The sequence below is a fragment of the Burkholderia sp. LK4 genome (genome assembly GCF_001043615.1).
Lineage (GTDB): Bacteria > Pseudomonadota > Gammaproteobacteria > Burkholderiales > Burkholderiaceae > Burkholderia > Burkholderia cepacia.
On the sequence record NZ_LDUL01000040.1, the window covers coordinates 52,785 to 73,682 of the forward strand.

At 62.6% G+C, this 20,898-nt stretch carries 20 protein-coding genes and 2 pseudogenes; 8 read left to right on the forward strand and 14 right to left on the reverse strand.

The features are described 5' to 3' along the window. Positions 1 to 13: 13 nt before the first annotated feature. From tssC to VK92_RS20780, 3 genes are read right to left on the reverse strand one after another with little or no spacing between them, the layout of a single operon-like run. Entirely contained in the window at positions 14 to 1,504 is a 1,491-nt protein-coding gene (gene tssC / locus VK92_RS20770; protein WP_006477094.1) for a type VI secretion system contractile sheath large subunit, read from the reverse strand. 15 nt (positions 1,505 to 1,519) lie between these two features. Beyond that, on the reverse strand, positions 1,520 to 2,035 hold the full coding sequence (tssB, locus tag VK92_RS20775; protein WP_006484395.1) for a type VI secretion system contractile sheath small subunit: 516 nt from the start codon (positions 2,033 to 2,035) through the stop codon (positions 1,520 to 1,522). A gap of 46 nt (positions 2,036 to 2,081) precedes the next feature. Further along, entirely contained in the window at positions 2,082 to 2,720 is a 639-nt protein-coding gene (locus VK92_RS20780; protein ID WP_042976611.1) for a tetratricopeptide repeat protein, read from the reverse strand. Positions 2,721 to 3,093: 373 nt separating this feature from the next. Here VK92_RS20780 and tssJ point away from each other — a divergent pair, with 373 nt between their 5' ends. The 3 genes from tssJ to icmH all read left to right on the forward strand — a co-directional run bounded on the left by tssJ (position 3,094) and on the right by icmH (position 5,933). Continuing rightward, positions 3,094 to 3,705, forward strand: coding sequence for a type VI secretion system lipoprotein TssJ (gene tssJ / locus VK92_RS20785; RefSeq protein ID WP_042976613.1), 612 nt, complete (start codon positions 3,094 to 3,096; stop codon positions 3,703 to 3,705). Positions 3,706 to 3,807: 102 nt separating this feature from the next. Next, entirely contained in the window at positions 3,808 to 5,154 is a 1,347-nt protein-coding gene (gene tssK, locus VK92_RS20790; protein WP_011350756.1) for a type VI secretion system baseplate subunit TssK, read from the forward strand. Next, positions 5,151 to 5,933, forward strand: coding sequence for a type IVB secretion system protein IcmH/DotU (gene icmH, locus VK92_RS20795; protein WP_021161821.1), 783 nt, complete (start codon positions 5,151 to 5,153; stop codon positions 5,931 to 5,933). The genes tssK and icmH overlap by 4 nt, the downstream gene beginning before the upstream one ends. A gap of 92 nt (positions 5,934 to 6,025) precedes the next feature. Here the strand turns inward: icmH and VK92_RS40380 are convergent, their stop codons facing one another. The 6 genes from VK92_RS40380 to VK92_RS20825 all read right to left on the reverse strand — a co-directional run bounded on the left by VK92_RS40380 (position 6,026) and on the right by VK92_RS20825 (position 9,354). Continuing rightward, positions 6,026 to 6,718 carry a DUF7716 domain-containing protein gene (locus VK92_RS40380; RefSeq protein ID WP_053076277.1) on the reverse strand — a complete coding sequence of 231 codons (693 nt, stop codon included), beginning with the start codon at positions 6,716 to 6,718 and terminating at the stop codon, positions 6,026 to 6,028. Further along, on the reverse strand, positions 6,715 to 7,080 hold the full coding sequence (locus VK92_RS20805; RefSeq protein ID WP_048023634.1) for an immunity protein Imm33 domain-containing protein: 366 nt from the start codon (positions 7,078 to 7,080) through the stop codon (positions 6,715 to 6,717). The genes VK92_RS40380 and VK92_RS20805 overlap by 4 nt, the downstream gene beginning before the upstream one ends. After that, positions 7,077 to 7,517 carry an SMI1/KNR4 family protein gene (locus tag VK92_RS20810; protein WP_048023636.1) on the reverse strand — a complete coding sequence of 147 codons (441 nt, stop codon included), beginning with the start codon at positions 7,515 to 7,517 and terminating at the stop codon, positions 7,077 to 7,079. Before VK92_RS20810 ends, VK92_RS20805 begins: the two co-directional genes overlap by 4 nt. A gap of 52 nt (positions 7,518 to 7,569) precedes the next feature. Further along, positions 7,570 to 8,058 carry a DUF4265 domain-containing protein gene (locus VK92_RS20815; protein WP_048023638.1) on the reverse strand — a complete coding sequence of 163 codons (489 nt, stop codon included), beginning with the start codon at positions 8,056 to 8,058 and terminating at the stop codon, positions 7,570 to 7,572. Positions 8,059 to 8,161: 103 nt separating this feature from the next. Next, positions 8,162 to 8,938: a hypothetical protein gene (locus VK92_RS20820; protein WP_131723279.1), complete on the reverse strand. Its 777-nt coding sequence runs from the start codon at positions 8,936 to 8,938 to the stop codon at positions 8,162 to 8,164. Positions 8,939 to 9,030: 92 nt separating this feature from the next. Then, entirely contained in the window at positions 9,031 to 9,354 is a 324-nt protein-coding gene (locus VK92_RS20825) for a DUF7716 domain-containing protein (protein ID WP_048023642.1), read from the reverse strand. Positions 9,355 to 9,738: 384 nt separating this feature from the next. Here VK92_RS20825 and VK92_RS40385 point away from each other — a divergent pair. After that, positions 9,739 to 9,869, forward strand: a pseudogene (locus VK92_RS40385) (IS256 family transposase); the annotation flags it as partial. 341 nt (positions 9,870 to 10,210) lie between these two features. Next, positions 10,211 to 11,011 (forward strand): transporter substrate-binding domain-containing protein, encoded by an 801-nt coding sequence (locus VK92_RS20830; protein WP_021161832.1) that lies wholly within the window; start codon positions 10,211 to 10,213, stop codon positions 11,009 to 11,011. Between the two features lie 58 nt (positions 11,012 to 11,069). Here VK92_RS20830 and VK92_RS20835 read toward each other — a convergent pair whose 3' ends face one another. Both VK92_RS20835 and VK92_RS20840 read right to left on the reverse strand, forming a co-directional pair. Next, the gene (locus tag VK92_RS20835; RefSeq protein ID WP_027788527.1) at positions 11,070 to 11,273 is read right to left on the reverse strand and encodes a hypothetical protein; all 204 of its coding nucleotides are present in this window, start codon (positions 11,271 to 11,273) and stop codon (positions 11,070 to 11,072) included. A gap of 354 nt (positions 11,274 to 11,627) precedes the next feature. Then, complete coding sequence (locus VK92_RS20840; RefSeq protein WP_048023643.1) at positions 11,628 to 12,170, reverse strand: hypothetical protein; 543 nt, start codon at positions 12,168 to 12,170, stop codon at positions 11,628 to 11,630. A 414-nt stretch (positions 12,171 to 12,584) separates the two neighbouring features. On the opposite strand from VK92_RS20840, the gene VK92_RS20845 reads away from it, so the two are divergent. The 3 genes and pseudogenes from VK92_RS20845 to VK92_RS43435 all read left to right on the forward strand — a co-directional run. Continuing rightward, the gene (locus VK92_RS20845) at positions 12,585 to 13,670 is read left to right on the forward strand and encodes a sensor histidine kinase (RefSeq protein ID WP_082160859.1); all 1,086 of its coding nucleotides are present in this window, start codon (positions 12,585 to 12,587) and stop codon (positions 13,668 to 13,670) included. A gap of 1 nt (position 13,671) precedes the next feature. Then, positions 13,672 to 14,406 carry a LytR/AlgR family response regulator transcription factor gene (locus VK92_RS20850; RefSeq protein ID WP_048023645.1) on the forward strand — a complete coding sequence of 245 codons (735 nt, stop codon included), beginning with the start codon at positions 13,672 to 13,674 and terminating at the stop codon, positions 14,404 to 14,406. Positions 14,407 to 14,414: 8 nt separating this feature from the next. Further along, positions 14,415 to 14,510: pseudogene (locus VK92_RS43435) on the forward strand (transposase); the annotation flags it as partial. 543 nt (positions 14,511 to 15,053) lie between these two features. Here the strand turns inward: VK92_RS43435 and VK92_RS20855 are convergent. The 3 genes from VK92_RS20855 to VK92_RS20865 all read right to left on the reverse strand — a co-directional run. Further along, positions 15,054 to 19,667: a DUF6531 domain-containing protein gene (locus tag VK92_RS20855; protein ID WP_231600591.1), complete on the reverse strand. Its 4,614-nt coding sequence runs from the start codon at positions 19,665 to 19,667 to the stop codon at positions 15,054 to 15,056. 7 nt (positions 19,668 to 19,674) lie between these two features. Further along, positions 19,675 to 20,097 carry a DcrB-related protein gene (locus tag VK92_RS20860; protein WP_021161838.1) on the reverse strand — a complete coding sequence of 141 codons (423 nt, stop codon included), beginning with the start codon at positions 20,095 to 20,097 and terminating at the stop codon, positions 19,675 to 19,677. Between the two features lie 21 nt (positions 20,098 to 20,118). After that, on the reverse strand, positions 20,119 to 20,898 hold a 780-nt coding region (locus tag VK92_RS20865; RefSeq protein ID WP_048023654.1), incomplete at its 5' end, for a type VI secretion system Vgr family protein.

Genomic DNA, 20,898 nt, shown 5'->3' on the forward strand with positions numbered 1-20,898 from the left:
GCGATTTACTCGCTTATGAATTTGCCGGTTTGGGCAGATCAGCGACAAGTCGCAGAGAAATCGAGAGTTCGTCGAGCTGAAAGTGCGGGCGCAGGAACGCGACCGAACGATACGAGCCCGGCTTGCCCGGAATCTCCGACACTTGTATGGATGCCTCGCGCAGCGGGAATTGCGCCTTCTGTTCCTGCGACGCGTTGTCGTCGAGCAGGACGTACTGCGAAATCCACCGGTTGAGGAAAGTCTCTACGTTCTGCGCCGATGCGAAGCTGCCGATCTTGTCCCGCATCATCGCCTTCAGGTAGTGCGCCACGCGCGACACCGAGAAGATGTACTGAAGCTGGGCGGACAGGACGGCGTTCGCATTCGCGCTGTCGGTGCTGTATTTTTTCGGTTTCTGCACCGATTGCGCAGCGAAAAACGCAGCGTAATCCGAGTTCTTGCAATGAACGAGCGGGATGAAGCCGAGGTCGCTCAGTTCCTTCTCGCGGCGATCGGTGATCGCGATTTCGGTCGGGCACTTCAGCGCGACTTCACCGTCGTCGGTCTTGAACGTGTGGGTCGGCAGGTCCTCGACGAGGCCGCCGCCTTCGACGCCGCGGATCGCCGCGCACCAGCCGAAGTCGTCGAATGCAGCCGTCAGGCGTGCAGCGAACGCCCACGCGGCGTTGCACCACAGGTACTTGTCGTGGTCGGTGCCGTCGACGTCTTCGACGAAGTTGAAGTTCTCCGCGGTCTGGCCGTCCTTCGGATTGAACGGCAGGCGACCGAGGAAGCGCGGCAGCGTCAGGCCGACGTAGCGCGAATCTTCGGCGTCGCGGAACGACTTCCACTTCGCATATTCGACGGTATCGAACACCTTGCCGAGATCACGCGGCTTGCCGAGGTCGGAGAACGACTCGAGGCCGAGCAGCTCGGGCGACGCCGACGCGATGAACGGCGCATGCGCGGCTGCCGCGACGTGCGACATCTGCTCGATGAAGTACATGTCTTCCGGCTGGCGCGAGATCTCGTAATCGCCGATCAGCGCACCGAACGGCGAGCCGCCGAACGTGCCGAATTCCTCTTCGTAGACCTTCTTGAACAGCGCGCTCTGGTCGAATTCGCTCGCGCCCTTGAAGTCGCGCACGAGGTCGCGCTTCGGAGCGTGCAGCGCCTTGATCTTGATCGTCTGGCCGGTGTTGCTTTCCTTGACCAGATAGTCCATCCCGCGCCACGTGCTTTCGAGGCGCTGGAATTCCGGCGCGTGCATCACCGCGGAAAGCTGCGTGGAAATCAGGCGGTCGAGTTCCGCGACGCGCGCGTCGATCGTGGCCGACAGGTTGTCCGACACGATCACCGTGCCGTCGAGCACCTGGTGCACGAGTTCGCCGATCAGGTCCTTCGCACGTGCATGCTCGGAATCGGATTTCGCGACCTTGCTCTTCTCGACGATGTCGTCGAGCAGCGAAGTCCCGGCGGCGTATTCCGCGCCGCTCGCTTGGGCCGCAGCCGTTTGCTGGTTCATCTCAACACTCCGTCGTCATTCGCCGTCTTTGTCGCCGCCGGTGCCCTTCGCGAGCTCCTGCAGCTGCTGCGTGTTCTTCAGCACCTCGGACAGCAGATCCTCGAGCTTGTCGTTGCCGGCGAGCTTGTTGCGCAGGTCGGCGAGCTTCGAGCGCGCCTCGAGCAGGCGGCGCAGCGGCTCGACCTGTTCGACGACTTCGTCCGGGCTGAAATCCGACAGCGAGCGGAACTTCAGGTCGACCGCGAACTTGCCGCCTTCCGGGCTCAGGCGGTTTTCCACCTGGAACGCGGCACGCGGCTCGATCGCCTTCATCACGTCGTCGAAATTGTCGCGGTCGATGTTGACGAACTTGCGGTCGCGCAGCTTCGGCTGCTCGATTTCGGACTGGCCCGCCAGATCGCCGACGACCCCGACGACGAACGGCAGTTCCTTCACCTCGATCGCATCGCCCTTCTCGACCTCATAGGTCAGCTGGACGCGCGGCGGCCGTATTTTCTGCAAGCTTTTCTGAATGCTTTCTTTCTTGGCCATCTCGACGGCTCCCAGGTTAGTTGTGGTTATCGCGTCAGTTGCGGTTTCAGTTGCGCAGTGCGCCGAACGGATCGCCGCCCTTCGGCGCGGCGCCGCCCGACGACGTGTTCGCCGGCGGCACCGTAGCGGTGGTTTCGGCGGCCGGCGTCGTGCCTTTCTTGTGCACGACCGTGCGGGTCCTCTTGATTCGGCCGCTGGGGCGGGCAGTCGTCTCCGGCGGGAACAACGCCGATTCGCCCAGCGTGTCGCGCAGTTGCTTCGCGAGCGCCTGCGCATCGGACTTCGCGTCGCCCGCGAGCGACGAATCCTGACGCAGCTCGCCGAGCGACTGCGTCGCGATCCGCAGGCCGGCCACGGCCAGCACGCTCTTCGCCTGACGGTCGGTCGCGTCGCGCTGCAGCGCTTCCTGCGCGGCAACGATTGCCTGACCGTAGTGGTTCTGTGCGAACTGGATTTGCGCGATGCGCGACCACGGCTCCTCGCGCGTCGGATCCGACTTCGCGAGCTGCTGATACAGGCCGAGGGCCTTGTCCTGGTCCCCCGCCTTCGCAACTGCGTCCGCATCGGCCAGCGACTTGTTGAACACCTCTGCAGTCGGCGGCGCGGGAGGCTGGCTCGCACAACCGGCGATCACGCCGCAAGCCACTACTACCCCAGACAGTTTTGCGAAGAGACGGTCTTTCATCGTTATATCCACCGGCGCGTGAGTTTTAAATCGTTGAGAATCTGGTTCTTTTGCTTTGCAAGAAGCGCGCGGGTATAGTACCGATCAATTTTTCATAATTCAATCGTCGTGTGAAGAGTAATTCCTTTTAAAACCGGGCGCTACCCCCTCCAATGGCCGCTCGCCGCGGGCTCGCAGCGATTTTTCTTTCGGCCGGAATGGGCAAGTTTTACTGGTTGCACGACGCGCCGCCGGGGCGGCGGAAAAAATTTCCGGGCGCTCGCCACGACGCGGGCGTGCTTAATAGTTGAACAGTGCAATGTCGGGGATACGCAACGCGCGCGGAAATACCCGGCAGATTTGACAGGGATAAAGGCAGCACGCCGGAAATACGATGAGATCGTTGATGATTCGCTATGCGCTGCCGCTGGTTGCCTGCGCCCTTCTGGCCGGATGCGCGGCCGCCCCGCTGCTCGGCTCGGCCGCGAGCGCCGTGATGTCCGCGGCCGGCATCGGCAAGCCCGAGGTGCCCGACGCGCAGAAGCCGCCGCGCAACCTCGGCATCACGCTCGCCGCGGCGCCGAACCTGAACGCCGCGACCGACAACAAGCCGCTCGCGCTCGTCGTGCGGCTCTATGCGCTGAAGGACCCGACGTCGTTCCAGCAGGCGCCGTTCGACGCATTTACGGATCCGACCAAGGAAAAAGCCGCGCTGGGCGCGGATTTGCTGAACGTGCGTGAAATCACGCTGATTCCGGGCCAGCGCTATACGGCGACCGAGAAGGTTTCGCGCGAAGCGCAAGCGTTCGGCATCGTCGCGCTGTTCCGCGATCCCGCACTACAACGATGGAAACTGACGTTCGATCCGGTGAAGTCGGAGAAATCCGGCATAATCATCGGCCTGCATAATTGCGCGATGACGGTCACCGATGGCACCGTCATCGCACCGCAACAGGGTGCGCCTTCGCAACCGCTGAATTTGCTTTCTTCGGTCTCCTGCGGTTAAACATGACGCACGAATGTCAATTAACAAGAGTTAACAATTGGCGATTTAATTCGGGCACGAACGAATCGATTACATCGCAACGCGACATTAACCGGATTTGACATGAGTTATTCGGCCAAGGTGCTGTGGGGGGAAGGGCTGTTCCTCCGGCCTCAACACTTTCAGCGACAGGACGCGTACCACGAAGCGCGCCTGTTCGAATCGATCCAGGCGATCCAGCCGTACAACTGGGGCGTGCGCTCGGTGCGCATCGACCGCGACGCACTCGGCAGCAACGTGCTGCGGGTGGCCGAGCTCGCGCTCGTGTTCCCGGACGGCGCGCTGTATGCCGCGCCGCAGGCCGACGACCTGCCGCCGCCGATCGCGCTGGACACGCTGCCTGACGGCATCAACGAATTCGTGTTCTATCTCGCGCTGCACCCGCTGCGCGAGAACGGCACCAACTACAGCGACGATCCGGCCGCCGGCTTCATGACGCGTTTCGTCAGCGAGCAGACCAGCGTCGGCGACAACTTCACCGACGCAGCCGAAGCCGACATCACGTTCCTGAAGACGCAGGTCAAGCTGATCGCGCACAGCGAACCGCGCGACCAGCTGCTGTCGGTGCCGCTCGTACGCGTGCGCCGCACCGCGACGTCCGGTTTCGAGATCGACGACAGCTTCGTGCCGCCGTGCCTCGCGATCGACGCATCGCCGATCCTGCACCAGCGGCTGCGCCAGCTCGTCGATGCGCTGCAGGCGAAGGTGAACGCGCTGTACGGCTTTCACCGCGAGCCGTCGAAGAACATCATCGAATTCCGCTCGGGCGACATCGCGTCGTTCTGGCTGCTGCACACTGCGAACGCCGCGTTCGCGACGCTCGCGCACCTGCACCAGCACTCGGCGCTGCATCCCGAGCGGCTGTTCCAGGAACTGCTGCGCCTCGCGGGCCAGCTGATGACGTTCTCGAAGGGCTACACGCTCGCGGACCTGCCGGTGTACCGCCACGACGATCCGGGCCCGAGCTTTGCGCGTCTCGACCTGATGCTGCGCGAGCTGCTCGACACCGTGATCTCGACGCGCTACTTCGCGATCACGCTCGACGAGGTGCGCCCGTCGTTCCACCTCGGCCGCCTCGATTCCGGCAAGATCGACGACAAGACCGAGTTCTACCTCGCGGTGTCCGCGGACATGCCGAGCGTCGAGCTCGTCGATGCGGTGCCGGCCCGCTTCAAGGTCGGTGCGCCCGACGACGTCGACAAGCTCGTGCTGTCGGCGATGCCCGGCGTGCGGCTGTCGTACACGCCGCAGGTGCCGCCCGCGATTCCGGTGCGCCCCGGCGCCTGCTACTTCGCGCTCGATTCGCGTGGCGCGCTGTACGAGCGCATGCTGCAGGCCCAGTCCGCGATGATCTACGCGCCGACTGGCATCAATGACCTGAAGTTCGAACTGATCGCGGTCACATCATGAGCTACGCGCCTTCCCTGTTCGGCGACAACGCGCCGCCTCCCCTGCATACCCCGGCGTCGACGGATGCCTCGTTCCAGGCCCGTTCGCTGCTCGACCTGCTGTACGACGGGTTCTTCATGCTGTTCCTGCTCAAGAACAGGCGGGAGCCGGATAGCGCGAGCGAGTTCAGCACGCGGATCCAGGAATTCCTGTCGGATTTCGAGCGTGGCGCGAAGAAGCTGAATATCGCGGCCGAGGATGTGTACGGCGCGAAGTTCGCGTTCTGCGCGGCCATCGACGAGATGGTGCTGTCGTCGCAGTTCAAGATCCGTGCGGACTGGGAACGCCGGCCGCTGCAGCTCGTGCTGTTCGGCGAGCAGCTCGCGGGCGAGAAGTTCTTTCAGTATCTCGAGGAGTGCCGCGCGCAGGGTGCGGCGCGGCTGCAGTCGCTCGAGGTGTTTCATATGTGCCTGCTGCTCGGGTTCCAGGGCAAGTATCTGCTCGAAGGGCCGGAGAAGCTGGCTTACCTCACCGCGCGGCTGGGGGACGAGATCGCGCATATGAAGGGCAAGCGGGCGCCGTTCGCGCCGCATTGGCCGTTGCCGGATCAGATTGCGCATCGACTCAAACGCGAAGTGCCGGTTTGGGCGATCGGTGCGGTTTTTGCGCTGGTGGCGCTGCTCGGGTATCTCGGGCTCAATACGTATCTGAAGGACAAGACGCTGCAGGCGTTGGCGCCTTATTCGCAGGTCATCAAGGTCGGGCCGGAATCGGCCAATTTGACGATTTCGCTGCCTTGAGGAGCGGAGGCTTCTCTGCCTCGCTTCCCGATGAGAAAGGACCGCCCCGGCGGTCCTTTTTTGTTGCGACGTCCCGTTCATCGTGCTCGCGGCTACTCGCCGTTCGAATCCAGATCGAGGAAGTCGTCGTGGCGATCGAAGTGGTTGAGACAGCGGACGAGGTCGTCGATCGATGCGCCCGGTTTCTGACGACAGGCCAGATCGACGACGTCCTGGAAGTGCTCGCACGAGTAGCGGAATACGTAACCGAGCTCGGTGACCCGCTCGGGGTAGCGCTCGCGATCGTCGTCGACCTGTACCTTGTCGCCGATATAGATCGTCTGCCGCGGACACCAGTCTGCATCGCCGTCATTTCCATACACATCGTATTGCCACGCCGGATCGTAGCCCGCCGGCCGTTCGGCCTTCGCCCGCACAACCGCGACGAAGTCGGCAAGCGAGAACGTCCTGTTCTTGAAATCTTCCGGGCCGCGAATCTGCAATCCGATGCGCTCGCATTCGATACGCGCCAGCAATCGTTCGGCCCTGTCACGCTCGCACGCCAGCAGGCCGGCATCGAGGTCTCGTGCCGCCGCAAGCGCCCGCTCCAGGAATGGACGCGCCGATCCACTGCGCGACGTCTCGCACATCAGGTCGCCCAGCGCGACGAGCGACTGGGCGAGTACAACGCGATCGCCCTCCTGCTCGGCCTCGGTCAGCGCAAGATGCAGCACGGCTTCGCCCCGATCCGTCATGCCATGATCGAGCAGCATCAGCGCCTTGCGAAAGGTCTGCCGCGCACTCACCGCGACGCCTCGTTGCCCGGGAGATCCATCCAGACGTCTTCGTAGCCGGCGTCGTCGATGATGAAACGCGCGCCGGGCGGCAGCATCAAATAGGGCAAGACCAGCGGCAGGTAGGTGGGCAGATGTGCGGCGTGCAGCGGCTGATAGAAGTCGGGCGCCTCTGAATATTCGCCGCAGTGGAAAAACCAGCCGATGTCATCGCCTTCCGACAGCACGATGCGCGTGCCATAGACAGGCATCCGCCCGAGCGTCGATATCGCGACCGCAACCTTGTGCCCGGGTTCGGCAGCACGCAGAGCGTATCGCGCACACACGGCCTCCTGACGTTCACGTAACCCCGCCGGATCATCCGTCAGGTTCATTTCCCGCTCCCCTCCATGCCGCCCTGCATCGACAGAAAAGCCGTGAAACTGTCGGATACCGGTGTCGTCTCGCCCGTCTCGTGCGACCAAAGGACGACGGCCGGTTCGCACGATACCCCTGTCCGGTCGTAGTCGAAGCAATAGTAGTCACCCGTCCCGAACTCGGCAAACGGCAACAGATTCGAGAAATCGGCATCCGTGTGGTCGAAGTTGTCTCGCCACGCGCGCCAACCTTCACTGTAGTGCCGAACGATCGAATTCCAGGTCTTGCGCGGATTGCGCGCATCGAAGACAGGGAACACGGACAATCCGCCAAGCGACCTGCCGTTGTTGAGCAGCAGCCATGTCGCGAACGAATGCGGCAACGCGCGGCCGAGTGATGCTTCGGCTGCTTCGATTTCGGCCACGGTCGTGCCGATGGTCGGTGTGCGGGTCATCGGTTGATCTTCCTGTCGGTATCTCCGACGTACACGTGTTCGATTTTGCGCGTCACGACTCGAGCCACCAGTCGAGCAGCGTTTCGTCGTCCGGATCCTCGAAGTTCCGGTAGATGTTCGCGTAGTACCAGGCAAGGCCGGTTCTTGCCGTGAAGCCGTCGAAGACAGTACGGATTCGCTCGCCTCCCGCACCGGACGGCACCGATAGCGCGAGCGATCCGCCGTAACGACCGTCGAGCGTACCGCTCAGTTCGGATTCGACCTCGCTCGCAAGCCGGTCGATCTCGTGATCCGGAATCGCGTCGCCATAGATCTGGATGCAGTAGTTTCCGCCGCGCTTCAGTACCGTGGCAGGACGATCGGGGTCATCGATGCGGACAAGATCGCCTTTCGCGAGATTCAGCGCCAGGCCGGGCGATGCCAGCAATTCGTAGATGCCCGGCTCGACCTGGCGCGCGGGAAGTTCTTCATGAACCGGTGCATCTCCGGAGCTACCTGCGTAGACGTGGATCAGGTCGTCATCCTGGTCGGGGTCAAGCATTTCGTTCTCGCCGTAAGTAAGACCGTGTTTCGGTCAATCACTTGTGTCACCCGGGGCTGCCTGCGTATTGGTCTCCGCATTGCTCGAGACTGCTCGCCCGCACTCACCCGCCGACCATCTCCATGAACACCGCCGCTTCCGCATCGGGCAGCGCCTCGCTTATCCGCGACCGGACTTCAGCAAGGAATGCCGGGCGGATTTCATACGTGTCGTCGAAGATATCGCGTGAGTACTTTCCAACGTACAACTCGCACCAGATACACAGCGCGTGGGCGAAGTGCGTGAGGGATGACGCAACGCGCGATGGTGCCCAGGAGCCCGCGCCGTGGCGGTCGAACAGCACATCGCCTCCCGGGACGACGATCACGGGATCGCCGCCCATCTGACCCAGCACGATCCAGTCGTCGTGCCATCCGGACAGACGCCGGCCAGATGCGTCGACACGATAGCCGGTCTGGCCACGCGCGAGACTCGCCTGGTTGCCGTACAACAGGAGGTCGTCAGCGGTCCAGGGAATCGACAGATCGACATCGTCGAGTGCGCTGAACCATGCGGCAATTTCATCGCTCACGGAGAGGGAACTCGCGTGCATTGCATGATCGGGCACAGGTGCGCCGATGCTTGCGTGCACGCCCACCGTGTCGCGAATTCCGACGATGAACTGCTTCAGATCCCGATTGTGCATCGTGCCTCCCGGCGACATGGCGCCTTGTCGAATCGATTGCGCACGATACCGGTCTCGGGTCTCTCTGTCAGCCGCATGCCGGCACTTGAATTCACCGAAATCGTCGATGGAGTCATCGGTCGCTAAACGACTTGCGACCATCGCATCCCGGACAATGTAATGGACCGCTGGATGGCCGAGATAGGCGGTGCCCAAAATGCAATCTCCTCGAGAAATCGAACGAGCGGATTGGCTGCAATCAGGATGTCCCGCCAGGACTTCATGACGACGTGTGGCAAACCACGTCGTCAGAACAGGATGAATTCATCGTTCTCTACGTAAAAGACGAATGCGTCGAGCAACTGCAAAACGCTCGGTTCGTCGATTTGGTCGTGGGCGTTGATCACGATATCTTCGATCGTCGCACTGTTCAGCGTGATGCTCCAGTCGGGTTGCAGCGCGATCGAGGACGATGCATCGTCTTCGGCATGTTGCGCGTCTGCCGAGAATGCGCCCTCTGTATCGAGCGTCCACGGCTTCGGCGGCAGATGGAGCCACCCAGAGAAGTCGCCGGGCGTTTCGAGGATCTGCTTCAGGCTGACTATGGTCGTCAGGTCGGTTGTTGCGAGCATCGGTTGTAGGGGGTGGGAGTAACGTTTGGAGGCGCGGATGGCACGGCGTCGTGACATGCACGTGCGATTGCTTCGATGAATTCACGTGGGCGCTGCAAAGCGCGTACGTTGTTCGTCGGCATCACGGAATCGGACATCAGCGCTCGCGCATGATGCCGCAAAAGGTCGTGATTATGCCAATGATGCGGGAGGCGAAACCTGCCACCATTTGTGTGTGTGTAGCGATCGAACAACGTGTTGGCTGCCCGCTGCGGCTGGCCATTCGGACCGGTTGGCCGAAATAAACGACCTCGAACATGTCGACCCATCGGTGGAATGGTTCCGGCAGCGAGCTGATCCGATCTTTTGTGTGAGTCATAAACCGAGAGCCAAGGAACCACTTTTATGCCACGCAAACGCAAGGAGGAAGTGACGATTGAACCGGGCACGACGGCTTGAACCTTGACCCGGCACTGATCAAGCAACTGGTGCCGGGGACGCTGAACCGGTCGACGATCAACGAACGGCTTGCAGCAGGCCAGCCAATCCGCGTCCAGGCGTCCAACTCCGTGCAATCCACTTTCATCATCAATTTGCTGACCCTGAAATCGGAGTGAATTTCGAGTGATTTCGCCCGTCACTCGCGATAGCCGCGTAACAACTTCTTGGGCTACTCCCCACGCCTTGTACGACGCCTCCCACACGCCAATCACGCGGCCGGCCGCCCCGCCCTGCTGAAATCGATTTCAATCAGGGCCAATTCGACTTCCGGCGCGGCGCGGTTGCGAGTAGTGTCTACATGCCCGTATTCCGGCCGCCCCCGGGTTCGACCGATACCCGGCGCTCACCACACGACATTGACCTCTGGAGATCTGCGATGAAACGTTCGAAGTTCCTGCTGTCGGGCCTGCTGCTCGCGTCGGCCCTCGGCTTCACGGCCGTCGCCGCGCACGCCGACGACCTGCTCGACTCGGTCAAGAAAGCCGGCGTGCTGCGCGTCGGCCTCGAGGGCACGTATCCGCCGTTCAACTCGCGCGGCACGTCCGGCCAGCTCGAGGGTTTCGACGTCGACGTCGCGAACGCGGTCGCCGGCAAGCTCGGCGTGAAGACGCAGTTCATCCCGACCGAATGGAGCGGCATCATCGCCGGCCTGCAGGCCGGCAAGTTCGACGTGATCGTCAACCAGGTCACGATCACGCCGCAGCGCAAGGAAGCGCTCGACTTCAGCGAGCCGTACACGTACTCGGCCGCCCAGCTGATCCAGCGCAAGGACGACACGCGCAATTTCAAGTCGCTCGACGATTTCAAGGGCAAGAAGCTCGGCGTGACGCTCGGCACCAACTACGACCAGATGGCGCGCACCGTGCCGGGCATCGAGGTGCAGACGTATCCGGGCGCGCCGGAGAAACTGCGCGACCTCGCCGCCGGCCGGATCGAGGCGACGCTCGACGACCGCCTGATGCTGCCGTACATGATCAAGACGTCGAACCTGCCGCTGCGCGCGGGCGCAGTGCTGAACGGCGGCAAGCAGGAAATGGCGATCCCGTTCCGCAAGGGCAACCCGAAGTTCGAGAAGGCGATCAACGACGCGCTCGACTCGCTGCACAAGGACGGCACGCTGAAGAAGATCTCGATGCACTGGTTCGGCAGCGATGTGACCGTGCCGGTCGCGCAGTAAGCGGCACAGTGCTCGACGCGTCACGCGCTTCGTGTCGACGAACGCGTGACGCTTTTTCTCAAGCCGCTTCGTCGAAGCGCGCCAGCAGCATCTGGCCCACCGGTGTCAGCGCCGGGCGCGCGGCCACGGCGTTCATGCGCATCTGCGTATCGTCGACCAGCCGCTTCTCGACCAGCACGGCAAAAGCCGGATTCGACGGATCGACGCTGTCCGGCGCACGTGCAACACGCAACAGCATCGAGAATTCATGCGGGCTCAGCATGGTCCCTGTCTCCTGATCGTCCGCGATCCGGTTCGAACCGGCGTCGATCGTATTTTCGAATGTAATGGCGCGTGGCATGACTGCCGCGCCGCCGGGAGCGAGATCCCGGCAGGCCTGCCTGCGACGCGGGCACGTCGTCGCTAGGGGGTTGCGCACGCCGCGGTTCCGGCGATGCCGCCGCGACGGGAACGTGCAACGTTATGGGCGCACCATGACGCGGCCATGACAGGAAAACGGGGCGCAAGACAGCGCGCGTTACATGCCGCTTCGATTCGATGCCGATCCAATTGACGAAGACGGATCGCATCGCATGCTCGGCCGGCGGTTTTCTGCTCGCCGGTTGTTTCGCACCCTTCATCGCGGATCGACCGAATACGGGCCCCCCCCGCTTGCCGATCCGCTCGCGTGGCGCATGCAGCGCACGACCACGTTCACCGCGCGCCCGAGCGTCATCCCGACGAGCACGCCCCATACCGCGAACGACAGCATCACGAAGCCGCTCGTCGCCGCCCACGGCGCGTGTACGGCGACCGCGTAATGGATGCCGGTCTCGGCGACGAACGTCAGCATCAGCGTGACGAGCAGGCTGGCGTCGCCGGGCAAGCGCACGCGCAGGCCCGACGACGCCGGACGATACTCGAGCCGCCACCGGCTCGCGTGCAGCCAGCCCAGCGCTGCGCCGCCCAGGACGGCCGCCAGCGCAATCGCGTTCGCGTCGATGCCGGCATGCGGAAAAAGCCCGTTCAGGCTGACGATGCCGAGCATCCCGAACGCGACCGGCGAGATCAGCGGTCGTGCCGCCGGCACCTCTCGCGGGAAACAGCGCTTGATGCCGATGTAGAGCAGCACGCAGAACATGACGTACACGTAAGGCTTCAGGTGAAGGAGCGCGGACATGGTCGAAGTCGCCTGATCGGAGTGGACACGGCAACACCGTACTGCGCCGCTCAGGCAGACGACACGGCTTGCGACGGGCGGCCGGAATTTGCGGACGAGTTGCGCGTCGCGGCGATGATCGTCCGGCGAATCGGGACGAATGACGCGCCACCGAATCCGGCCGCCGGCGACGTCCGAGCTGAATGGTCCGCGCTATCCCGCCAGCCGGCGCTTCGTGCTCGACGCGCAACCGGCAACACCCCGTGTCCTTCCGCAGCACCTTCCACTACACTCGTGGCGGAAACCGGCCAACCGTCGGCAGCCGACGCGCTTCGTCAAAGCCGCGCGCCGTTCGTCGCAACGCGCGCGTTATCGGCCCGTCCGGCAGTAAGGTCAGGCCATCGGCGCATCGCGCGCCCACCCTCACCCGACACCATGCGAGCCACGTCCGACCCGTCGCCGATTCCGCAGCCACCCGCCGGCGCCCCGCCGCGGCTGCTGCGCGATCCGGCCGCGCTGCTTGCGTTCGCGTGCTTCAACTCGGTCGTCGGCCTCGGGTTCTGGGCGATCCATTTCAACGAACCGCTGTTGCCCTACCTCGTCGTCGCCAACACGATCGGCTTCTGCGCGCTGCTGTTCAGCCACGCCGCCGACCGGCTGCTGCCGCGCAAGCCGGGGCTCGCGCTGAAGACCGTCGTGATTGCACCGGCCAGCGTGCTCATCGGTTTCGAGATATCGGCAGCGATCATCCGCGGGAACGTGCCGCACGTGTTCGGGCGCGCCCGCCTCGGAACATGGGATAACTATGGGCCGTCGTTGCTCATCTCGGCGATCCTGTTCGTGTGCGTATCGCTGTTCCTGCAATCGATGCGCATGCGTGCGACGCTCGAGACCGAGCGCCGCGAAGCCGCCGAAGCGCGCCAGGCCGAGACCGCCGCGCGCCTGGCACTGCTGCAGGCGCAGATCGAGCCGCACTTCCTGTTCAATACGCTCGCGAACGTGCAGAGCCTGATCGAGCGCGACCCGGCCCGCGCATCGACGATGCTCGACAGCCTGAACCGCTACCTGCGCGCGAGCCTGCGGCGCACGCGCGATGCGACGTCCACGCTCGGCGAGGAACTCGAACTCGTTGAAGCACTGCTGAAGATCGCATCGATCCGGCTCGGCGAGCGGCTTTCTTATACGATCGACGTGCCGGCGGACCTGCACGCGCTGCCGTTCTCGCCGCTGCTGCTGCAACCGCTCGTCGAGAATGCCCTGCTGCACGGGATTGAGCCGTCCATCGACGGCGGCGTGATCGTGATTCGCGGCAGGATGCGTGGCGACAAACTCGAACTCAACGTGATCGATACGGGCGTCGGCCTCGGCAAAAGCGACACGCGCCTGCATGGCGGCGTCGGGCTCGCCAACGTCGCAGCGCGCATCCGGACGCTGCACGGCGAGCGTGGCCGAGTCTGCGTCGAAACGAACGCCGCCGCCGCGCATGGCGTCACCGCTACCCTGCTGATTCCGATCGACTGACATGCCGACCGCCCTCATCGCCGACGACGAACCGAACCTGTCCGCCTCGCTCGCGCAGCGGTTGGGGCAACTCTGGCCCGAACTGGAAATCGTTTCGATGCCGCGCAACGGCATCGAAACGCTGGCCGCGCTGAACGCGTCGCCACGCCCCGACATCGCGTTTCTCGACATCAGGATGCCCGGCATCGACGGGTTGAAGCTGGCCGCGCTGGTGCCGGACGTGCATGTCGTGTTTGTCACGGCCTACGACGAATATGCGGTCGATGCATTCGATCGCGCAGCAGTCGACTACCTGTTGAAGCCGGTGACGGACGAGCGGCTGCTGCGGTGTATCGCGAAGCTTCAGCGCGGCGGGCCGGCGCTTGCGCAGGCCGATGCGCTTGCGCAGGCGGCACAAGCGAGAGAAGCGGTGCCGATCCGCTGGCTGACGGTAGGCGTGAAGGATGCGACGCGACTCATTTCGGTCGACGATGTGCTGTATTTCCAGGCGTCGGAGAAATACACGGAAGTCGTCACGGCCGGCGAACGGCTCGTGATTCGCACGCCGCTGAAAGAGCTGATGCAGCGGCTCGATCCGGAACGGTTCGCGCAGGTGCATCGCGGCGTGATCGTTGCGTATGCAGCGATCGATCGTATCGAGCGCGACTTGCTCGGGAGATTGCGGATTCGCGTGCATGGGCAGCGGGAAATGCTGCCCGTCAGTCGTGCGTATGCGGGGTTGTTCAGGCAGATGTGAGGGGCAGGAAGATCGCGGATCTGTGCCCCAAGGACGGCATATCGGATGCGACGTTCTATAGCTGGCATAGCCGCTACGGCGGCATGGATGAGTCAGGAGCACGATCACACTTCGCGAATTACTCGCATCGATCATCAAGAGGGCACGCGCATTAGGTATTCGCGCAGAGGCTTAGTCAACTTTGAATCGCCAGCACAATCAATGGGGCGAATACCGTCGAATGCGGGGACATTGGAGTTTATTCACTTTTTGGCAGATTCCGGACCGGCAACCCGGTAAATTGGGTAAGCAAGATCGAGTCGCTCACGAAGGTCTCTGGCCAGCTCTTGGACCTCCGGCAAATCCTCGTATTTCGAGAAGAGATCGGAGAACCTCCTCCAGCCATCATCGCCAGCCTAGTACCCTTCGAGCATATTCGTGCGGTCACATTCATGGTGCAAGATTTTCGAGATCTTTTCGGGCATCCGGAAAGTGCTCTTTGGCCTGCTCAAGCGTAAGAAAATATGGCGCTCTCGCTTCCGCAACAATCTCTAGAAGTTGGCCACAATTCTTGCACCGGTACAACTCCGCATGCCTGGAAATATTTATACCCAGATACTCATAGTTGGAACTCGTTCCGCTAAAGCTTCGACACTTTTCACACGACATCAAAATCTCCTGATCGGGGTCCAGCTTCCATCTGGATTCATCTCAAAAAATACCGAGCCTTCCGGCATTGGCTTACCACCATCGGTAATAACCTCTCTAACGTTACTGCTCGTCCATTCCCCCGTCTTCGAATTCTGAACACCGGTAAATCCGCCTGGTCGCCAATGTTCGTTAGCGCCCCCATCCGTTGCTGCGGGGAGACGTACAGAGACCGCATCTTTTGGAACAGCGATTCCGTATATCGGTTCACCCGTCCGATAAGACTGAACAACGCTGGGAGCCTTACCCGTCGCCGTTACCGCTGCTGCCCTGTTGGTCACGCCAGCATAGTCTTCCGCGGGAGCAAGCCACATCTGGTACCCGGGGGCACCGAGCGTCGCGTTGGGATTGTCATAATACTTCGGACCTCGTGCACCCATAAGCGAAGCAAAGTAACCCTCCTGCATGCCTTTCGACATTTTCGCGGCGTCTTGGGCCGAAAAGCCTGCATCGCGATACATTTTGTAGCGCTCGTATCGGAGCGGACAAACAGCAAGGCCAAGTGGATCGAAATATTCCGATGGGTCATGGACATAACCCTGTGTTCGAATGCCGCCCTCGAGTCTGATGGGATCGACCGAGAGATATTGCCCCGAATCCGGATCGTAATAACGGTTCAGATTGTAGTTCAGCCCGGTCTCATCGTCGGCCCACTGGCCGGGAAAGCGCAGTGTCGTGTCGATCGCCACGCTGTGCCCGTCATTCGCAGCGCGCCTCGCCGGCAGCAGTTTCCCCCAAAGGGAGTACGCGGCTCTCCATACCGGCTTGCCGTGTTTATCGAACACTGCCTTCGGCAAGCCGACCTGGTCCGTCAGGATCGGATGGAGGCCGTCGTCAGCCTCCTGCGCAAGCGGCGAGAAACTACCCGGCTCGATATGCCACGTCACCACCTGCCCTGTCGTGCCGTCCCGCTGCTCAACCCAGCGCTCGGCAAGCGTCTGCCCATCCCACAAGAACCTCACCGTTTCGCTGCCGCCGACCTGCTGCTTCGCGACGCGGCGATTAAACGCATCGTAGCGATACCCCCAAACACCACGTTCGGGCGTCACTACCTTTACGAGACGGTTAAGACCATCCCATGTGTATTGCCACGTCTTCGGCCGAAAACCGGGCTGTTCGACCGTCTTCTCGATCGTGCGGCCACGTGCGTCGTACCGGTACCGCGCATAGCCGATCCGCTCCGGCAGGCCACCCCGGGCGTAGTGATGAGTATCCACGGGAGCCTGCTGCCCGTGCGCGGCGATATTCATCGCCGCGTCATAGCGGAAATGCTCGGCGGGCTGCAGCAGACTTCCGGCCGTGACAATCTGGCCGCGCGTATCGCGCCCGTACGTAAGCGTATCGGTATCGGTGTCGACCCGCTCAAGCCGTCCAGCCGTGTCGTAGTGATAAACCTGCCGTGTCAGTTGATCGAGCGCACGTGCCGGGTCGGTTTGCAACGTTTCGAACGCTACGGCAGGCCCCGCAATCTGCCGGCGAATGCGGCCGAGCGCATCGTACTGTTGCTGTGCGACATAATCTCCAGCCTGCCGGCCGATCTCGCGTCCCAGGCCATCGCGCTGGATCGTCAGTTCGCCGACCTGTGTCAGCGCGCCCGAGAGATCGTACGCATACGCCGTCTCGCGCCGCGGCGTCATCCGCAAGCAGCGTTGTCCATCGGCATCGTAGACATGACGCAACAGTTCGCCGTGCTGATCTTCACCGATCAGCCGACCATTCCGGTCATAAGCAAAGTGCGTCACGTGAGCATGCTCGCCTTGCACCTCCGCAGATGCCAGTCGTCCGCCCGTATCGTAGCGATAGACAAGCTTGACGTCGCCAGCATCAACCTCGGCGAGCCGGTCGTGCACATCGTACGAATAGCGCCACTGTTCCCCGTCGGGCAACGTCTTCGCCAGCAGACGACCGCCGGCATCGCGCTCGTATCGTGTCGCTCGACCGCCCCAGTCGATCTCGGCCGAGAGACGCCCGGCTGCATCGTAACGGTACGTGTAGGTCTCGCCCAGCGCATTGATGACCTTTGTCAGCCGGGTTGCATGGTCGTACTCGAAATGTGTCGCGTGGCCGGCGGCATCGATCGATTTCGTAAGTAAGTCGAATGGACCGTAGGTTCGTTGGATCGTGCGGCCGAGCGGATCGGTCAACTCGACGGGCAAGCTCTCGCCGTTGTATTTCACGCGCGACAGCGAGCCATCCGGGAGCATGATCGCGCGCGGTAGACCACGCGGGTTGTCCGGGCCGTCAGCATAGTCGAAACGGGTCATATGCCCGTCGGGCGACGTTTCCGCCAACACCCGCCCTAGTACGTCGACCTCGCGCCGGAAGTGCGCTCCGCCGGGCAACACGATGTCGGTCAATCGCAACCGATCGTCATAGTCCAGACGCGTCTCGCGATTGCCCTGAACCACGCGCAGCAATTCGCCTCGTGGACCATAACGATAGTTTGTATTGACGCCGTCCGGCTCAGTGCGTGTAATCAACCGGCGCAGATGATCGTACTCGAGCTTGATGCGGCCGCCGTCGGGCTGACTCACCGCCGTGAGGCGCTGCTCGCCGTCGTATTCGAAGCCGATCGTGCGCCCGGAGCTTTCCCTCGTAGCGATCAGTTGGCCCAGATCGTCATAGTCGTACTCGGTCCGCCGCCCAAGCGGATCGATCCGAGCCATCAGGCGGCCGAGTTCCCATTCCGAGTGAGTGCACTGGCCGAGCGGATCGGTTTCGGCCGTGACGAGACCTTCGTCGTTGTAGTCGTAGATCCGCTCGCCGTCGGCGTCCATCACACGCGTGCGGCCGGCTTCGTAAATGAACCGGCCAGTGTGATAGCCCTGCCGCGTGCCGGTCTCGACGACACGTCCGGCGGTGTCGTACTGATATCTGACATAGGTCTGGTCCGTATCCCGCCACTGCGTGATCCAGCCATGCTCTTCATAGGCGTAGTGGAACTCGCCAAACTGGAAGCTCGCCACGTGGGTGAGCATGCCGTCCTGATAGCCGTAGTCGACGAGTGTCCGAAACTCGCCGTCGGCGTCATGTAGAACGATCCGTTCAGGCCGATGGTCGCTCCCATGGTAGGCGACTTCCAGCCAATAGCCGTGGCTATGGCTCAGGCGGTTCAACCGACCGCCCGTGTCGTACGCAAAGACGATCGCGTTGCCGTCGAGATCCTCGATCCGGCTGAGGCGCGACGAACGGCCTTCGACGAGTGGTGAAAAAATGCGCAGTTGCCGGGTGTCGCGGTCGAAGATGCGCGGTTCGAGTCGGCTGCCGACCAGCCGATAACGCGGCTCGCGCAAGTTGATACCGTCAAGTGCCATGTCCGGCGCATCAAAGCCGAGAGCAAGGCCGGCGCCGTCGTGAAATCTCACGAAGCGGTCACCGTCGAATGTCAGGTGCTGCGACCAATTGTCCGACCAGCGGTGCCCGAGTAGTCCGTGATCGTCCGATCGAGTCCGATAGCGGCGTTTTAGCTCAAGCGGCAGGATGCCGGGAATGGCGATATCCGTTCGGATTTCTAACATTTCACCGGATACCGGGTCGACCGGATCCTGGCACATTGGACGATTCTCGTCCTTGATCCCCGTCTGTTCGGCGGATCGTGTCGGCTCCGGTCTGAATCTATCGCGCAACCCCTTGCCGGCAAATTTTCCTACTCCACCGCCTACGATCCCCCCGAGCAAACCTGCCAGGAATTCCTGAGTCGCGGACAACTCCGGATTCTTCGGGCCATAGTGGCCCGTCGTCTTGTCGATCCAGATGCTGTTGCGCCCCGAATTGACTTTGCCGCTACAGTAAGTCTCGTGGCCGATCCGCACCAGCGGCAGGCCATTGACGAATACGGTTTTGCTGCCGTCGACGAGTGGCTGCGGCACGCCGGAGTGATGTTCGCACGTCACCAGGTCCGTGACGCGTGCGACCTTTTTCCCTTCAAAATACACATTGCCCGAGCCGGTGACGATCTCGCCGCAGTTGCTGCCCATACTTTGGCTGGCCGACGCAAGCGCGCCACCGAGAGTCAGGCCGCCGGCCATGCACGCCCCGACGATCAACGCACCGGCGAGTCCACCTGTCGCCACGGTCGCCGCCACCGCCACGCCAATCGCGACCCCTACGGCAATACCGGCCAGAATCCCCATAAAGCCCGACGAGTGTGCGATCCGGTCACCAACGCATGCGGGGTGCGGATCGCCGCGACCGATTGTGAGGCCCAGCGCGTCACCGACCTGCGTGAACTCCTTTGAGAGCCAGCCCGTAACACCGACTTTGTCGAGCGCCCACGCTCCACCGACTGCGATCGCTAACGGCAGCATCACCGTTCCCGCTGCGATAGCACCCGCGCCCAATGCCGCCCCGCCGGTAGCGCCGCCCGCCAACGCGGTACCCGCTGCGGTCAATCCGGCGGTGGTCCCCTCAACGGCGGTCAGGCCCGCGTCGGCGCCCAGCATCCCGTAGTTGAGGTGCTCATAGAACGGCTGCTCGGCCGCTTTCGCGGCTTCACCATCCTCCAGCTTGGCGATCTGATCGAGACGCTCCTGCGCGGTGCCGCTCGGCTCGTTGTAATTCGGCGTGTCCGACATCGCGACCTCAGATCGGGTCGCGCAACTGAAGGCTCTGAATGACAGCCTCGATTTGCTTGCGCTGGGTGTCACTCAGCGTGCCGGGCGCTGTGAAGGTCAGCATCATCACCACCTGTCCGTACTCCACCATCGTCAGCCGCTGATGAATCGTTGCCTGATTGTTCGTCCACGTAAACTCGTGCACGTGCGCAGCGCGCCCAGACACCGTGGCATCTTCGTTTGCTACCTCGGAATAGTCCGGCACCTGCTTTGCCACCTTCCGAATCTCGCTCGCCACATATTCATTGAACTTCATGCCCCACGGCAGCCGCTCGCGCGTGATGACGAAACTGACGCCTTCCGTACCGCTGGCGGCTGACACGAACACGTTCATCGTCTTGTCCTGCCACTCGGCCGGCAGCGCCAGCGTGCCTTCATGCATCTGGTACATGTTTTGTTTTCCTGATGGGTGTTAGCCGTTCTTCGGGTTGATGTCGGTTCGGGATGCCTGGATATTGATGTTGCTGTCGTCGAGGTGAATCACCGAATCGCCCTTGTAGATGTCGATCGAGTCAGCTGTCATGTGGATTCGCGTGCCGCCATCGCCGCCAATCTTGATCCAGAGTTCTTTGGCTTCGAGCGTATGCACGCCCTGCGGAGTCTGATGCAGTGTATTGCCCTGCACCACAACGTCTGACAGGTTGCCAACCGCAATGGCCGTCGTATGGTTGCCCTTCCCGACCTCGACGGTCCGATCGCCTTTCAGAACTTGAGTCCACTGCGCGTCCTCGACAACGGTATGCATATCCTTCTGCGCATGCATGTAGAGCATCTGCGCACCGTTGACGTCGCTCATCAGCAACTCGTTCGACCCCTGCCCCTTGTGCGTCTGGCTCTTGATCCCCATCGTCTGGCCGGCCGCGCCGTGATACGGGTTGCCTTGCTCGCCGTTGAACACACGGCCGACGATCACCGGGTTGTCCGGATCGCCCTGGTTGAACGCGACGAGCACTTCCTGCTTGATCCGCGGAATCGCCGCCGCACCCCAGCCGTCGCCGGCCCACGGTTGCGACACGCGCACCCACATCGAATCGGACCCGTCCTTCTTGCCGCGCCGGTCCCACGGGAAATGCACCTTCACCGCGCTGCCGTTGGTGTAGATTTCCTCGCCCTTCGGCCCGACGACGATCGCCGACTGCGTGCCGTGAATCACCGGCTTCGGCGTGCTGCGCGGCGCGCGATACGGCACCTT